Source organism: Sorangium sp. So ce1335 (assembly GCF_051521615.1).
GTDB lineage: Bacteria > Myxococcota_A > Polyangia > Polyangiales > Polyangiaceae > Sorangium.
Genome location: NZ_CP150363.1, coordinates 2,567,803 through 2,582,703, shown reverse-complemented (window position 1 = coordinate 2,582,703; position 14,901 = coordinate 2,567,803). Strand labels below are relative to the sequence as shown.

Annotated in this window: 14 protein-coding genes; 9 read left to right on the top strand and 5 right to left on the bottom strand. The window is 72.2% G+C overall.

The features are described 5' to 3' along the window. Positions 1-26: 26 nt before the first annotated feature. From WMF24_RS09635 to WMF24_RS09625, 3 genes are all read right to left on the bottom strand, one after another. Complete coding sequence (locus WMF24_RS09635) at positions 27-941, bottom strand: alpha/beta fold hydrolase (protein ID WP_437736082.1); 915 nt, start codon at positions 939-941, stop codon at positions 27-29. Between the two features lie 699 nt (positions 942-1,640). Continuing rightward, a complete protein-coding gene (locus WMF24_RS09630) occupies positions 1,641-2,747 on the bottom strand; it encodes a WD40/YVTN/BNR-like repeat-containing protein (protein WP_437736081.1) in 1,107 nt (368 codons plus the stop codon). Positions 2,748-2,755: 8 nt separating this feature from the next. After that, the gene (locus WMF24_RS09625; RefSeq protein WP_437736080.1) at positions 2,756-3,025 is read right to left on the bottom strand and encodes a MoaD/ThiS family protein; all 270 of its coding nucleotides are present in this window, start codon (positions 3,023-3,025) and stop codon (positions 2,756-2,758) included. A gap of 198 nt (positions 3,026-3,223) precedes the next feature. Here WMF24_RS09625 and WMF24_RS09620 point away from each other — a divergent pair, with 198 nt between their 5' ends. After that, on the top strand, positions 3,224-3,661 hold the full coding sequence (locus tag WMF24_RS09620; RefSeq protein WP_437736079.1) for an SAM-dependent methyltransferase: 438 nt from the start codon (positions 3,224-3,226) through the stop codon (positions 3,659-3,661). Here WMF24_RS09620 and WMF24_RS09615 read toward each other — a convergent pair. Beyond that, positions 3,643-4,344: a GH12 family glycosyl hydrolase domain-containing protein gene (locus tag WMF24_RS09615; protein ID WP_437736078.1), complete on the bottom strand. Its 702-nt coding sequence runs from the start codon at positions 4,342-4,344 to the stop codon at positions 3,643-3,645. The two genes, WMF24_RS09620 and WMF24_RS09615, sit on opposite strands and share 19 nt — an antisense overlap. Between WMF24_RS09615 and WMF24_RS09610 the strand changes: the two genes are divergently transcribed. Next, the gene (locus WMF24_RS09610; RefSeq protein WP_437736077.1) at positions 4,343-4,879 is read left to right on the top strand and encodes a hypothetical protein; all 537 of its coding nucleotides are present in this window, start codon (positions 4,343-4,345) and stop codon (positions 4,877-4,879) included. The two genes, WMF24_RS09615 and WMF24_RS09610, sit on opposite strands and share 2 nt — an antisense overlap. A 148-nt stretch (positions 4,880-5,027) precedes the next feature. Further along, the gene (locus WMF24_RS09605; RefSeq protein ID WP_437731810.1) at positions 5,028-6,065 is read left to right on the top strand and encodes an IS630 family transposase; all 1,038 of its coding nucleotides are present in this window, start codon (positions 5,028-5,030) and stop codon (positions 6,063-6,065) included. Between the two features lie 141 nt (positions 6,066-6,206). On the opposite strand, the gene WMF24_RS09600 is transcribed toward WMF24_RS09605, so the two are convergent. Then, complete coding sequence (locus WMF24_RS09600) at positions 6,207-7,619, bottom strand: L-serine ammonia-lyase (RefSeq protein ID WP_437736076.1); 1,413 nt, start codon at positions 7,617-7,619, stop codon at positions 6,207-6,209. Between the two features lie 171 nt (positions 7,620-7,790). On the opposite strand from WMF24_RS09600, the gene WMF24_RS09595 reads away from it, so the two are divergent. The 6 genes from WMF24_RS09595 (at position 7,791) to WMF24_RS09570 (ending at position 14,687) form a co-directional block, all read left to right on the top strand. Continuing rightward, complete coding sequence (locus tag WMF24_RS09595; RefSeq protein ID WP_437736075.1) at positions 7,791-8,579, top strand: OmpA family protein; 789 nt, start codon at positions 7,791-7,793, stop codon at positions 8,577-8,579. A 38-nt stretch (positions 8,580-8,617) separates the two neighbouring features. Continuing rightward, positions 8,618-9,886 (top strand): glycosyltransferase, encoded by a 1,269-nt coding sequence (locus WMF24_RS09590; protein WP_437736074.1) that lies wholly within the window; start codon positions 8,618-8,620, stop codon positions 9,884-9,886. 113 nt (positions 9,887-9,999) lie between these two features. Beyond that, positions 10,000-10,527 (top strand): 2'-5' RNA ligase family protein, encoded by a 528-nt coding sequence (locus WMF24_RS09585; protein WP_437736073.1) that lies wholly within the window; start codon positions 10,000-10,002, stop codon positions 10,525-10,527. A 207-nt stretch (positions 10,528-10,734) separates the two neighbouring features. After that, entirely contained in the window at positions 10,735-12,411 is a 1,677-nt protein-coding gene (locus tag WMF24_RS09580; RefSeq protein WP_437736072.1) for a protein kinase domain-containing protein, read from the top strand. 67 nt (positions 12,412-12,478) lie between these two features. Next, on the top strand, positions 12,479-13,537 hold the full coding sequence (locus tag WMF24_RS09575; RefSeq protein WP_437736071.1) for a tetratricopeptide repeat protein: 1,059 nt from the start codon (positions 12,479-12,481) through the stop codon (positions 13,535-13,537). Positions 13,538-13,592: 55 nt separating this feature from the next. Next, on the top strand, positions 13,593-14,687 hold the full coding sequence (locus WMF24_RS09570) for a hypothetical protein (RefSeq protein WP_437736070.1): 1,095 nt from the start codon (positions 13,593-13,595) through the stop codon (positions 14,685-14,687). The last annotated feature ends 214 nt before the right edge of the window (positions 14,688-14,901 follow it).

Sequence of the window (14,901 nt, the reverse complement as noted above, 5' to 3'; positions counted from 1 at the left end):
GCGCGGCTCAGCCGAGATGGCGTGCCTCAGCGGAGGAAGCCGAGGACATCGTCGTTGAACTTCTCGGGGTTCTCCAGCCACATGAAGTGGCTGCCCCCCTCGTCCGCGCTGAAGACGATGAGCTCCGCGCCGGGGATCTGGTCGGCGACCCACTCCTGGGAGATGGGGCTGAAGATGCTCGCCTCGCCCCCGACGACGAGCGTCGGCACGTCGATCCGCGGGATCACGTCCCTCCAGTCCTGCGAGGCCTGGTTCACGAGCAGCGTGGCGGCGTGCTCGCGCGGGAGCTTCAGGTTCTGCTCGATGACGGCGGCGAGCTTGTCCGCCGGGTAGCCGGGGCTGAACAGGCTCGCCACGAGGCCCTGGGTCGTGAGGAGCCCGTCGGGCCCGCGCAGCCCGGCGGCCGTGTCGTGGAGCGATTGCGGGGTGAATATCGCCCCCGCCTCGAGCCTCTCCTCGTCGGACCAGTCGGGCCACGCCGTCATCGCGGGCCCCACGTCGACGAGGACCAGGCGGTCGATGTAGCGTCCCCCGTAGTTGTCCCAGTAGCTGTAGAGCACGCCGCAGCCCATCGAGTGCCCGAGGGCGGTGACGTGCCTGAGCCTCATCCCCCGGAGGAACTCGTAGAGATCCCTGCTGAAGCGCGCGACGCGGTAGCCGTGGTCGACCTTCTCCGAGTCGCCGTGCCCGCGCCAGTCGAGCACGAAGACGTGGTAGTGCCGCGCGAACTCGAGGATCTGCGCCCGGTACATCGCCGCCGACTGAGACCAGCCCGGCAGGAGCAGCAGCGGCCTGCCCCTCCCCGCCTCCAGGTAGTTGAGCGCGACCCCATCCGTCGTCCTGAAGGTCCCTGAGCGGATGCGCGGCGCGGCGGACGCCTCTCCACCGAGCAAGTGCGTGGCGGCCAGCCCCGCGCCGAGGCCCACTGCCTGCTTCAACACCTGGCGACGGGTACGCTTCGAGCCGGACGTATTTGCACCTTGCTTCTTGTCGGTCATGACTCTCGATCTCCACTGCAGGCCGCGCGAGCGCGAGGCACCCCCTCGGGCGCAGCGCGTCCATTGCTGAAAAGGAAGCGCCTCGGCGCAACCGCACAAGTCGTCGGGATCGACGACCATTGCCGGCTCGCCACCGCGCACAATGCGCCTGAGCTGGCCACCGCGGCAAGAGAGTAAATGCCCATTACAAAAGAAACGTGAGCAGATCTCCGACACCAGCGCTCATTGCCATCGCGCCCTGTCCACATCTCGCCGCCTCGCCGTCTCGCCGCCTCGCCGTATTGCGTCGACACATCGCTCCATCACGCCGTCATCGCGTCACCTGCAGCGCTCGACATCTCGGCGCCTTGACATCCCGGCTTCACGCCCCACGCCGGCATTCGCACGTGATGGCACGCGCGCAGCGAGCCTGGGCGGCAGGCTCGTCTGGGCGGCAGCCTGGCCCCCGGGCCGGGCGGGCGTCGGGTGATTACGCGACAGAAGCCGTCCTGACCGCGGGCAGGTTCATGGAAAACAGAACGGTCCTGGCCGCGGACCGGTTCATGGCAAAGTACGACGACGCTGTGATGAGCCAGCTGCCGGGCGGCGTGCACGCGCCGCCAGCGTTGCGCGCAGGCCAGCGCCGCGCGCGGTCACGCCGTGTCAGGCCATGAAACGGACGCAGTAGATGGGCGGGAGATGGGCGGAGATCGCCTGCCACGAGTCGCCTTGATCCTCGGTGATCCAGAGCGATCCCGTCGTGGACCCGAAGGCGAGCCGATCGCCTGTGTCGTCGATGTCGAGGGCGTGGCGGAGCGTCAGGTCGTAGGCGTGACGCTGCGGGAGCCCGTTGCGGAGCACCTCCCATGTCGCGCCGCCGTCGCGGGTGCGGGACACGACGACCTTGCCGTCGACGGGGACGCGCGTCTCGTCCTTCTGCGCGGGGACGAGCCACGCGGTGTCGGGGTCGCGCGGGTGGACGGCGACGGCGAAGCCGAACTTCGAGGGGGCGGCGGTCGGGACGTCGCGCCACAGGGCGCCGCCGTTCGTGGAGCGGAACACGCCGTTGTGGTGCTGGCACCAGAGGTGGTCCGGCTGCGCGGGACAGGCGACGACCCGGTGCGGATCCTGGATCACGGGGTCTTCCCGGCGCTCGGGGGGCATGTACTCGGCGTACATGCCGGTGCTGCGCACGGTCCACGAGGCGCCGTCGTCCTCGGTCAGCCAGACGCCGCCGGAGGACACGGCGACCGCCACGCGGCCGGCGCGCCGCGGGTCGACGCATATCGAGTGGATCCCCGGCAGATCGGCGCCGCCCCCGAACCACTCCTTGCGCTGCGGGTGGTCCCAGAGCGAGCGCACGAGCGTCCACGAGGCGCCGCTGTCGTCGGAGCGGAACAGCCCTCCCGGGATGGTGCCGCAGAAGAGCGTGCGGGGCTGGCTCGGGTGGGCCGCCTCGAGCGCCCAGATCTGCTGGAGGCGCCAGGGCCACGGCTGCCCGTCCGGCAGCGCGTCGGCCGTGCCCTCGGGGTGCTGCGGGTAGGCCGGCGTCTCGAGCTCTTCCCAGGTCTCGCCGCGGTCGCGCGAGCGCCGCAGCTTCGCGCCGAAGTGCCCGAGCCCGAGCGCGGCGTAGACCGCGCCGTCGCGCGCGTCGGGCAGCACCATCGGCACCGCATCGCCGAGGAACGACACCTGGGCGATCTCCCAGCCAGCGCTGCCCCGGTCGATCCGGAACAGGCCTTTGCGGGTCGCGACGAGCAATGTGTTCATGGGTTGTCCTATCCTCCCGAGAGCGCCTGCATGACGTAAAGGCTCGTTCCCTCGCCCACCGGCTCGCTGAGGCCGGCGCGGTCCCTGAGCTGGTGGCCATCGACGAAGATCACGACGTGCTTGCGGAGCGCGCCCTGCTCGTCGAGCACATACCCCCGCACGCGCGGGTGGCGCTCGAAATAGCGCTCCAGCGCCTCGCGCACCGTGCCCCCCGCGACCTCGAGCGCGGGGCACTCCACGTGCCTTGCCAGGTTCTGTGTGAAGGTGATCTGCGCCATGTCGCGTGCTCGCGCGGCGGCTCCCGCGCCGCGCCCCCTGCTCCGGCCGCATGGTCGATCTGGACGGGGGGCGACGCAAGTCCGATGGCGCGGCTCGCCCGCCCGTAGGGCTGCCGATCGCCTCCGGCACCCGCAGCTTGACGGCGGGGCGTCAGGCAAGTCATCTAGCTTCCCGCGACGTGCTCGAAGGCAGGCCGAATGCCCCGTGATCTATCGCCCAGACTCGCAGCGATCGTGGAAGCGCTACCGTTGAGGCCAGGGCTTCGTGTCCTGGAAATCGGCTGCGGCCCTGGCGTCGCGGCGCGCGCCGTCGCCAGGCGAATCGGCGAGGGGCATGTCCTGGCGATCGACCGCTCGGCCAGGGCGGTCGCGCAGGCCATGGCGGGATCAGGAGCCGAGCTGGCCGCTGGCCGTTTGAGCTTTCGTCATGTAGCGATCGAGGACTTCGAGCTGGCGGAGGGGGAAAGGCCGTACGACATCGCCTTTGCCATCCGGGTCGGCGCGCTCGACGGCCGTCACCCGGAGGCCGGGCGCGTCGCCATGCAACGTATTCGGAGGGCCCTGGTCAAGGGGGGCCGCCTTTATATCGATGGAGGCGATCCGCTTCTTGAGATCTCTCAGTTCACGTCGACGTAGAAATCGAGGCTCTGCAGGTTCGTGATCGGCCCCTCCCAGATCTCGAACCCGACGGCGACCGCGTTCACCTGGTCGCCGGGCACGCTGAGGCCGCGCGTCTCCGCGTCGCGCACGAAGTCCATCACGTCGAACTCGATCTCGTAGCTGTCGTTCCCCTCGGCGCGCACCCAGTTCACGATCGGCAGGCCGTTCACCATGCCGTTCCAGATGTTCCACGTGCCGGGGACGTTCGCGACCGTCACGCCCTGGTGCGCGGGGTTCGGCTGCCCGGCGGGCTGATAGCTCGGCGGATCGCGCAGCCACACCATGAGGTAGCCCTGGAGCCGCGTGCCGTTGCCCATCCAGATGTCGTACGCGGCGTTGTACTCGCCCTCGTTGCCGTTCTTGGCCCAGCGCCAGCCGGTGCGCAGGCTGGTGATGGATCGGCTGGGCGCCGGCAAGCCGCAGTCCGGCACCTCCATCACCGAGTAGCGGCCGCAGAAGACGGTCGGGTACGAGGCGGGCTGCCCCATCGACCCGGCCGAGCCGCTCATGCTCTCGACCGTGAACGACGTGCCTTCCCACGAGACGGTGTGGCTGCCGAAGCCGGGGCCCCAGCCGTTGGTGATGAGCACGTACGGCGTGCCGTCGCGCGAGACGAGGCCCGTCTCGTACCGCTCGCTCGACGTGCCGGAGCCCTCCATGGCGCCGGAGCCGAGCCCGGACCCCGGGTTCGTCGTGCCGCCGGTGCCGCTGCTGCTGCTGCTCGCGCTGCCGCTGCCTCCCGCCCCGCCGCCGCCCGTTCCTGCCGCGGAGCTGGCGCTGGTGCTCGCGCCGCTGGTGCTGTCGCTGGTCCCGCCGGAGCCGCTGGTGCTCGAGCTGCTGCTGCCCGCGTCGCCGCCCGCCGAGCCGCTCGTGCTCGACGGCCCGCCCGAGCTCGTTGCACCGCCGGTGCCCCCGTCGTCAGAAGATCCAGAGCAACCGGCGGCAAGCGCCGCCGTCAGCGTGAGCAGTGCAAGAGATCCGCCCAAGGAATGCGCTTTCATGGCGCGCACCATATCACCTGGACGCCGGCGCACGGCGGTGCGCGGCGCCGCCGCGCGCAAGAAAGCGGCGCACGATATGAACAATTGCAGCAACAGCGATGGCGTCACCGCCCGTCTCCAGCCTGGCGGACCGTCCGGCGGCGCGAAGCAGTTCGTGCGCTCGAGGTGCGTGGAGCTAAATTCCCGATCCTGATTCGGGAACGCCAGCAATTCCAAGCGCTTGAACGGAAAGCTTGCAGGTCGGCCTCTCCGTGCCCTCGTGGCCGCTGTGAACGAACCCACCACGAGGAGGAGAGGCCGATGGGGAGAATGTTCTTCGGCTTCGTTGCCGTCACAAGCGGGTGCTTCAGCAGCGCGCCCGAAAAGCGCGGGATGGGGCTTACCGAATCCGCTGCCTGGTTCTGCTGAGATTGGACGCCGGAGCGACGCCGGCACGCATCGCAGAGGAGCTCCAGGTCGCTCGCTCGACGATCAGTCGGATCCGCTCGCGCTTCCTCGCCGAAGGGCTTGCGGGCCTACGCGACCATCGCGCGCACAACGGTCAGCGCAAGGTTTCTGCAGCGCACCGGCGGCGGCTTGAGCAATTGCTCGACGCGAGCCCGCAGGACTTCGGCTGGGCACGGCCGACGTGGACGCGCGAGCTGCTGGCGCTCCAGCTCGAACGCGACACCGGGCTGCGCCTGAGCGTCGGCCACATCGGTCGGCTGCTGCGAGCGATGGGGGCGCGCCGCAAGCGCCCTCGTCCCATCGTCCGCTGCCCGTGGCCGAAGGCGCGCGAGCGCCGCAGGATCGGAGCCATCCGCAAGCTGATCTGCAGCCTGCCCCGCGACGAGATCGCGTTCTACGTCGACGAGATGGATGTCGATCTCAACCCGCGGCTCGGGCTCGACTGGATGCGGCGCGGTCGGCAGAAGCGTGTGCTCACGCCCGGCAACAACCAGAAGCGCTACGTCGCTGGCGCGCTGACGATCGGCTCGGGCAAGCTGACGTGGGCGTTCGGCGCTCGCAAGAGCAGCGACTTGTTCATCGCGGCGCTGGCCACGCTGCTGCGCCGCTACCGGCGCTACCGGCGGCTGCACGTCATCGTCGACAACTTCGGCATCCACACGAGCAAGAAGACCCGAGCATTCGTCGAGGCCGCGGGAGGCAAGCTCGTGCTGCACTTCCTGCCGCCGTATGCGCCCCAGTACAACCGCATCGAACGTGTCTGGAAGCAGGTCCACGACAACGTCACCCGCAACCATCGGTGCGCGAGCATCGACCAACTCGTCGAGGAGGTGGATGATTGCCTGGAGGCCCTCTCCCCGTACCCGGGGTCGTCCGCGAGCCTGCGGCCTGTGGTCAGCTCGCCCGTTGCCGATTCGGGATCGGCTATTTAGAGCAACAAACGGGTTGAACCCGCCTGAAACGAGCAGAGCTTCGAACCGCCAAGGCGCCAAGGACGCCAAGGTATTGTCTCCTTCTTGGCGTCCTCGACGCCTTGGCGGTTCAGTTCTCGCTCGATCAAGGGGATCCTTGTTCTAGCACTCCGGCAGGTTGACCCCGACCTCCAGCGGCACCTCGACGACGTTCACCGCCAGCCCCCCGCGCGCCGTCTCCTTGTACTTCGACTCCATGTCCGCGCCCGTGTCGCGCATCGTCTTGATCACCTTGTCGAGGCTCACGAAGTGCGCGCCGTCGCCGTGCAGCGCCATGCGCGCCGCGCTGATCGCCTTGATCGCGGCCATCGCGTTGCGCTCGATGCACGGCACCTGGACGAGCCCGCCCACCGGGTCGCACGTGAGCCCGAGGTTGTGCTCCATCGCGATCTCCGCCGCGTTCTCCACCTGCGCCGGCGTGCCGCCCAGCCCCTCGGCGAGCGCCCCCGCGGCCATCGAGCACGCAGAGCCCACCTCGCCCTGACACCCCACCTCCGCGCCGCTGATCGACGCGTTCTCCTTGTAAAGAATGCCTATCGCGCCCGCCGTCAGCAGGAACCGGATCACCCCCTCGTCCGTCGACGTCGGCACGAAGCGACGGTAATAGTGCAGGACCGCCGGGATGATCCCCGCCGCGCCGTTGGTCGGCGCCGTCACGACGCGGCCCCCGGCGGCGTTCTCCTCGCTCACGGCGAGCGCGTAGAGGCTCACCCAGTCCATCGCCGTCAGCGGGTCGCGCAGGCCCGCCTCCGGGCTCTCGATGAGCTTTCGGTAGAGGGCCGGGGCGCGTCGCGTCACCTTGAGGCCGCCGGGCAACACGCCCTCTGTCCGGAAGCCGCGCCGCACGCACGCCTGCATCACCTCCCAGATCCGCAGGAGCCCCGCCCGGATCTCCGCCTCGGGGCGGAAGACCTTCTCGTTCTCGAGCATGACCTGGCTTATCGACAGGCCGCTCGCCGCGCAGACGGCGAGCAGCTCCGCCGCGCTGTGGAACGGATACGGCAGCGGCGTCCTGTCCTCCTCGATCGGACTCTCGCCCTTCGCCGCCGCCTCGTTCACGACGAAGCCGCCGCCCACCGAGTAATACACGCGCGCCCGCAGCGGCGCGCCTCCGTTGTCGAGCGCCGTGAAGCGCATGCCGTTCGGATGGAACGGGAGACTCCGGTGCAGGAACGCCAGGTGCCCTTTCACCTCGAACGCGATCTCGTGCCGGGAGAGCAGGGAAAGCCGGCCGCTCCGCCGCACGCCCGCGACGATCTCGCCCGCGCGCTCGACGTCCACGCCGTCCGGCGTCTCGCCCATGAGCCCGAGGATCACGGCCTTGTCGCTGCCGTGGCCGCGGCCCGTCGCGCCGAGCGAGCCGAACAGCTCCACGTTGACCGCCGCCGTGCGGCCGAGCAGCCCCGACGCGTCGAGATCCACAGCGAACATGCGCGCCGCGCGCATCGGACCGACGGTGTGCGAGCTGCTCGGCCCGATGCCGATCCTGAAGAGATCGAAAATGGTAACAGCCATGTACCCCGGAGCGCCGTGATCCTCGCCGGAGGGCCTCTCGACGCCCGCGGACACTACGGGATCCCGCACGCGCCCGCCACCGCCGCACGCGCCGCTGTGGCCGCGGCCGTCCGGTGGTATGCTCGCCGTGTCTTCCCTCACTTCCCTCACCCTCCCCGAGACGAGGCCCCCATGCGCCATCTCCCGGCCCTGCTCCTCGCCGCCTCCCTGCTCTCCCCCGCCGCCGCGCGGGGAGAAGGCCCTGCCGCGCCCGCGCCCGCGCAGGGCGCCCAGGCCAGGCCTGCGCTGGAGGTGACCATCGATCGCTCGAAGGTCGACATCAAGGGCCGCCAGATCGAGGTCAAGCTGTCGCGCGCCGCCAGCAAGGTGCGCATCAAGGTCCTCGGCCAGTCGGGCGCCGTCCTCGCCGAGGAGGAGAAGCCGTTCGGCGGGGCCGCCGCCGGCACGCCGCTCGTCGTGACCTGGTCGCCCGCGAGCGACGAGACCGTCGCGCGCATCGAGGTGTACGGCCACGACACCGAGGGCTACTGGGCAGGGATCGCGATCCTCCCGTGGAACGTGAGCATCCCCCACGAGGAGGTGCAGTTCGAGACGAACTCCGATGTCATCCGCGCGCCCGAGGTGCCCAAGCTGGAGGCGAGCCTGAAGCGCATCTCCGAGGTGGCCGAGAGGGCCCGCGAGCTCGGCAAGATCACCCTCTTCATCGTCGGCCACACGGACACCGTGGGCAGCGCGGAGCACAACCTCGCGCTCTCGCGGCGGCGCGCCCGCTCCATCGCCGCGTGGTTCAAGGGCCGCGGCCTGAAGCTGCCCGTCGCGTACGAGGGGCTCGGCGAGTCGTCGCCGATCGTGAAGACCGCCGACCAGGTCGACGAGCCGCGCAACCGCCGCGTCGACTACATCCTGTCGATCGAGCCGCCGAAGCTGCCGTCGGGCGAGGCGTCCTGGAAATCGCTCTGACCCCCGCGCCCACCGCATTCACGACCGCGAGAAATACCATGAAGATCACCGTCCTCGCCATCGGCAGCCGGGGAGACGTCCAGCCCGCGATCGCGCTCGGCAAGGGGCTCGCGGCGCGCGGCCACGCGGTCCGCGTCCTCGCCGGCAGGAATTTCCAGCGCTGGATCGAGCAGCACGGGCTCACGGCGATCGCGGCGAGCGTCGACTCTGTCGACATCATGGAGAGCGACCTCGGCAAGGAGTGGGTGTCGCGCGGCACGAACCCCATGGCCCAGTCGCGCGTCCTGCAGCGGCTCATCGACCGCTTCGGCGAGGCGATGATCGGCGACGCCCTGCGCGCGTGCGAGGGCGCCGAGCTGATCCTGAGCAGCTTCACCTCGGACACGTACGCGGCCTCCATCGCCGAGGCGTCCGGCGCCGTGCAGGTCAGCATGCCGCTCCAGCCCTCGATCGTGGCGACGCGGCACGGGCCCACGGCGCTCGCGGCGCCCGTCCCGCGCCGCGACAGCCTGCTCAACCTCCTCGCCGGCAAGCTCGTCGTCGAGCCGACCGTGTGGCGCTGGTACGGCGGCGTGACGAACCGCCTGCGGCGGCAGCTCGGCCTGCGGCCGCAGGACCGGCGGGCGTACCTGGAGACGCTGCGCCGCACGCTCGTCGTCCACGGCTACAGCGCCCACGTCGTCCCGCACCCGCCGGACTGGCCGCCGTGCTTCCACACGACGGGCTACTGGTTCCTCGACGAGGGCGAGGGGTACCGGCCGCCCGAGGCCCTCGAGCGGTTCCTCGCGGCGGGCGAGCCGCCGATCGCGCTCGGCTTCGGCAGCATGACGTCCCACGATCCCGGCGCCACGACCCGCATCCTCGTCGACGCTGTCGTGCGGAGCGGCCGGCGCGCTGTCCTGCTCTCGGGCTGGGCCGGGCTCGGCGACATGGCGCTGCCCGACGCGATCCTCCGCATCGACGCAGCGCCGCACGACTGGCTCTATCCGCGGGTCGCCGCGGCGGTGATCCACGGGGGCGCCGGCACCGTGGCGGCGTGCCTGCGCGCGGGCAAGCCCGCGGTCGTCGTCCCGCACCTCGCCGACCAGCTCTTCTGGGGGCGCCGCGTCGAGGAGCTCGGCGTCGGCCCGCGCGCCGTCCCGCGGCCGCGCCTCACCGCCGAGTCGCTCGCGGCCGCGATCCACGCCGCCGCGACCGACGCGGGCGTGCAGCAGCGCGCCGCGGAGCTCGGCCGCAAGATCCGCGGCGAGGACGGCGTGGCGACGGCGATAGGCCACATCGAGCGGCGCCTCGCGGCGCGCGCGTAGCGCTCGGAACGCCGTCGCGCGGCGGCCGCAGCGCACGACCCGTCCTGCGCCGCTTCATCGCGTTGACGCGGCGGCTTGCCAGCGGGGCCCGGCGGCGCGAGGGGAGGATGACGATGATGGCGCAGGAGACAGCGTTCGCGCTGTGGCTGATCCCCGGCGGGGCGCCGCGCGCGCGGCTGCAGGGGCTCATCGAGGCGCTCGCCCGCGAGACCGGCGGGCCGGCGTTCGCGCCGCACCTCACCTTGCTCGGCGGGCTGCGCGGGGACGGCGGCGATCTCGCCGCAGGGCTCCGCCGGCTCGGCGGCGCGCGCGCCCCCGTCACGCTCGAGGCGCGGGGCCCGGCCACGGGCAGCGCCTACCACCAGTGCGTGTTCCTCGACGTCGCGCCCGCCGAGCCGCTCCTCGCGCTGCGCCGCGCCGCCGCGGCCGCGCTCGGCGCGCCCGAGACGCCCTTTCGCCCGCACGTGAGCCTCGTGTACGGCGACCTGCCGGCCGAGCGCCGGGAGGCGCTCGCCGCCGACCCGCGCGTGCTGGCGCTCGCCCGCGAGGCGTGGTCCGCAGAACGGCTGGAGCTGTGGGCCGTGGAGGGCGAGACGGACCGCTGGCGCTGCGTCGACGGCATCGCGCTGGAGGACCCGTGAGCCCTCACCACACCGGCGCCAGCTGCGTCAACGGCGCGCTGGAGGACCCGTTGAGCCTCCGCCACACCGGCGCCAGGCGCGCCCCCCCTTGTGTCCAGCGACACAGTTCGATCCTGGTAGAAAAATCCTCGGCTACTTTTTCGTCCCGATCGCAGGGAGCGCTCTCCGAAGTAGGTGCGCCCCGGGATCTCGGCTAGCCTAGGGGCCATGGCGGCGGCTCCCGTTGCGGTGGGCGATGTGCTGGCGGGCAAGTACCGCGTGGAGCAGATCGTGGGCGCAGGTGCGATGGGCACGATCGTCGCCGCGTGGCACCTGGAGCTCGATCAGCGCGTCGCGATGAAGTTCCTGCACTCGCGGGGCGACGGCAGCGTGGAGGGCGACCCTGCGGAGCGGTTCCGGCGCGAGGCGCGGGCGCTGGCCCGGATCAAGAGCGAGCACGTGGCGCGCGTGCTCGACGTCGGCTCGCTGCAGGCCGGGATGCCCTACATGGTGATGGAGTTCCTGGACGGGAACAACCTCGCGGACGAGATCCGCGCGCGGGGCCCGATGCCCGTGGTGGAGTCCGTCGGGTACATGCTCCAGGCGATCGAGGCGATGGCCGAGGCGCACGCCGCCGGCATCGTCCACCGCGATCTCAAGCCGGCCAACCTGTTCCTGGCGCGGCGGCCCGACGGCGGGCGGATCATCAAGGTCCTCGATTTCGGCATCTCCAAATCGCTGCTCGGCATCTCGCGAGACGAGCTGTCCCTGACGAAGACAGCGGCCCTCCTCGGATCGCCGCTCTACATGTCTCCCGAGCAGGTGCGCTCGGCGAGGGACGTCGACGCCCGCACCGACATCTGGGCTCTCGGCGTCATCCTCTACGAGATGCTGACCGGGCGGACTCCGTACAACGGCGACTCCGTTCCTCAGCTCTTCTCCTCGCTGCTCTTCGAATCGCCCTTCACGGTCGCCCAGCTCCGCCCCGACGTCCCGCCCGACCTCGACGCGGTGGTGATGCACTGCCTCGCCAAGGAGCGCGAGCAGCGGTGGAAGAACGTCGGCGATCTGGCGTCCGCGCTGTTCGCGTTCGGGCCCCCCGCGGCCTATGTGCACGCCGAGCGGGCGCGCCGCGTGCTCGGGCTCCCGGACGCCTCCGGCGCGCCGCCGATCAGCCGGCCCAGCCTGCCGCCCGGGGGCGTCCATCCCACCGGGGCGCGCCTCTCCGCGCCGTACCTCCAGGCCCCCGGGGCCACCGCGCCGCCCGGAGCAAGCGTGTCGATGCCGCCCGGCGGGACGAACGGAGGCGCCCTGGCCGCCGGAGCGCGCCCGTCCGCGCCGCACGGCGGGCCCTACCCCGCGGCGGCCGCGGAGACGGGCCCCACGGTCAACTCGTGGAGCAACACGGGCCAGCCGCCGCGCGCCGGGCGCAAGGGCGCGATCGTCGGCGTGGCCGTCGTCGCCGGCGCCACCGTGGCCGCGCTCTCGCTCGGCGCCGTGCTCTTCCTGCGCTCCGGGCCCGAGGGCGGCGGCGAGCAGCCCACGACGTCCGCGGCGGCGGCGGCGCCCCCCGCGGCCGCGGAGCAGGACGCGAAGCCCGGAGCAGCGCCCGTCGCCCCGACGCCCGCGTCAGCCGCCTCGCCCGCGGCCCCGAGCGAGGCTGCGTCGCCCGCGGCCCCGAGTGAGGCCGCCTCGCCCGCGGCCCCGAGCGAGGCTGCGTCGCCCGCGGCCCCGAGCGCGAGCGCGCCGCCGCCGGCCGCGTCGGCGAGCCCGGCGGCGCAGCCCGCCACGCGCCCGCAGCCCGCCGCGCGCCCGCAGCCCGCCGCGCCCCCGCAGCCCGCCACGCCCCCGCGCCAGGAGCCGCGCCGGGACAACGAGATCAGCGACTTCGGCGGGCGGCGCTGAGCGAGGCGCGCGCCACGCCGCTCACTCGGGCCCTGTCGTGGCCTGCTTGGAGGAGAAGACGAGACGAATGAAACGTCATCAGGCATGCATCGCACGCCGCGTCGGCCTGGGGCTGTGCGCGGCGTTGATCTCCGGGGCGCTCCCCGCGTGGGCGCAGCCGAGCGCCGCCGACAAGGCCACGGCGGAGGCGCTCTTCGACGCGGCGCTCGATCTGATGAGGCAGGGCCGCAACGAGGAGGCGTGCCCGCGGCTCGAGCAGAGCCACCGCATCGATCCGGGCATAGGCACGCTCCTCTACCTGGCGGAGTGTTACGAGAAGACCGGCCGCACGGCGAGCGCGTGGGCGACGTTCCGGCAGGCCATGTCGGAGTCGCGGGCCGCAGGGCAGACCGAGCGCGCCCGCAAGGCGCAGGCGAGGGCCGACCGGCTCGAGCCGGGCCTGTCGAAGCTGACCATCGAGGTCGCGCCGGAGGCGGTGGCCGTCGAGGGGTTCTCGGTGAGCGTCGCCGGCAAGCCCCTCGATCGCCCGCTGTTCGGCATCGCCATCCCGAGGGACCCGGGCGAGATCGCGATCGAGGCGAGCGCCCCGGGCCACGAGACCTGGAAGAAGACCGTGAAGCTCGGGGCCGCGGGCACCGCGGCGAACGTGAAGGTGCCGCCGCTCAAGCCGCTCGAAGCGGCGTCGATCGCGCCGGCCGCCGACCCGCCGCCCACCACCACCGCCGCCGAGGAGCGCCCCGCGCCCGCGCGCGGCGCCGTGGCGCCGGCGGCCTCAGGGGGGGGCGACACCACACGGCTGATCGGCCTCGTCGTCGGCGGCGCCGGCGTCGTCGGGCTCGGCGTCGGGACGTTCTTCGGCGTGAGGGCCATCTCGAAGAACAGCGAGGCGGAGGGCTACTGCCAGGGCGGCGCCACGTGCGAGGACCCGCTCGGCGTCACGCTGACCGACGAGGCCAGCGGCGCCGCCACCGCCTCGAACATCGCGTTCGGGCTCGGGGCGGCCGCCGTGATCGGCGGCGCCGTCCTGTACTTCGTCGTCGCGCCGAGGCAGGAATCGAGCGTCCAGGTGGGGGCGATGCTGGACGGGCAGAGCGTCGGGCTGCGCGTGGGAGGTACGTTCCAATGAGGCGCATGACAGGGCTCCTGCCGCTGTTCCTCCTCGCCCCGCTGGCCGCCGCGCCGTGGATCGGGCGGGCATCGAGGACCGCACCTACGTCGATCCGGGGCAGCAGGAGCCGGACCCGGACCCGGAGCTTCCCGAGGTGAGCGAGCAGTGCGCGGCGTACTGCACCGCCGTGATGGAGAACTGCACCGGCGAGCACCAGGCCTACACCACGGAGGCGACGTGCCACGGCGTGTGCGCGCTGCTGGAGCCGGGCGATCCGCTGGAGCCGGTGGACAACACGGTGGCCTGCCGCGCCCACCAGGCGGAGCTCGCCGGGCGCACGGGCGAGGTCGCCGTGCACTGTCCGCCGGCGGGCCCTGGCGGCGCCGGCGTCTGCGGCAGCGACTGCGAGGCTTACTGCGCGCTGCGGGCCGGCGCGTGCTCGGCCGAGCTCGACACGCAGGAGGAGTGCGTCGCCATGTGCGCGGGGCTCACGGACGCCGGGAAATTCGACGTCATCGAGAACCACGAGGGCGACACGCTGCAGTGCCGCCTCGTGCACGTGAGCTCGGCGACCGTGGACCCGGACGAGCACTGCCGTCACTCGAGCCTGATGCCGGTGGAGCCGTGCGTGGAGCCGGAAGGGACGGCGCCGGACTGCGAGAGCTTCTGCCAGGCCGTGATGACGTCGTGCGCGGGCGAGCTCGCTGTCTACGAGTCCGAGGAGCAGTGCCTCGCCGTCTGCGCCGCGCTCCCGCCCGGGGCCGTGGAGGACCGGAGCGAGAACACCGTGGGTTGCCGCAAGTACCACGCGTACAGCGCGATGCTGGCGCCGAGCACCCACTGCCCGCACGCGGGGCCGGGCGGCGACGGCCATTGCGGGTCCGCCGACGAGCCGGAGACGGGCCTGACGGGCAACTGCGAGTCGTACTGCATGCTGCTCAGCGCGGCGTGCGAGGGGTTCCTCGGCGAGTCGTTCCCGGACCCGGCCTCGTGCGAGTCCGAGTGCACCTTGCTGCCGGGCGCGGCCCGCGACTCCGGCTACTCCGTCGCGAGCGCCGAGGAGGGGGGCGACACGCTCGCCTGCCGGCTGCTCCACGTCGGCCGCGCGCTCGAGCTCGGCGACCCGGACGCGTGCCTCGCGGCGATCGGCGAGAGCCCCTGCCAGTGACGATCGGTTCGTCCGCCTCCTGCCACCTGACCTGAGCTCGCAGCGCCGAGCTACCGCGCCCGCCCGGCGCAGCGCGCGACCACGAGAGCGCTGGCGGAAAGACACGCCGTTGGACGATGAGCAGGGATGCTCCATGAAGGACGCTGGAGGCAGCAAGGCTGACGCCCGAGCATCGGGCGGCCACGTCGTCGAGCTCTCCCGTCGGGCGTAAGGC

Coding starts and splice junctions, on each gene's coding strand:
- WMF24_RS09630 (WP_437736081.1), bottom strand. CDS start 2,747: ATGAACACATTGCTCGTCGCGACCCGCAAAGGCCTGTTCCGGATCGAC.
- WMF24_RS09625 (WP_437736080.1), bottom strand. CDS start 3,025: ATGGCGCAGATCACCTTCACACAGAACCTGGCAAGGCACGTGGAGTGC.
- WMF24_RS09620 (WP_437736079.1), top strand. CDS start 3,224: ATGCCCCGTGATCTATCGCCCAGACTCGCAGCGATCGTGGAAGCGCTA.
- WMF24_RS09610 (WP_437736077.1), top strand. CDS start 4,343: ATGGCGCCGGAGCCGAGCCCGGACCCCGGGTTCGTCGTGCCGCCGGTG.
- WMF24_RS09615 (WP_437736078.1), bottom strand. CDS start 4,344: ATGGAGGGCTCCGGCACGTCGAGCGAGCGGTACGAGACGGGCCTCGTC.
- WMF24_RS09600 (WP_437736076.1), bottom strand. CDS start 7,619: ATGGCTGTTACCATTTTCGATCTCTTCAGGATCGGCATCGGGCCGAGC.
- WMF24_RS09595 (WP_437736075.1), top strand. CDS start 7,791: ATGCGCCATCTCCCGGCCCTGCTCCTCGCCGCCTCCCTGCTCTCCCCC.
- WMF24_RS09590 (WP_437736074.1), top strand. CDS start 8,618: ATGAAGATCACCGTCCTCGCCATCGGCAGCCGGGGAGACGTCCAGCCC.
- WMF24_RS09585 (WP_437736073.1), top strand. CDS start 10,000: ATGATGGCGCAGGAGACAGCGTTCGCGCTGTGGCTGATCCCCGGCGGG.
- WMF24_RS09580 (WP_437736072.1), top strand. CDS start 10,735: ATGGCGGCGGCTCCCGTTGCGGTGGGCGATGTGCTGGCGGGCAAGTAC.
- WMF24_RS09575 (WP_437736071.1), top strand. CDS start 12,479: ATGAAACGTCATCAGGCATGCATCGCACGCCGCGTCGGCCTGGGGCTG.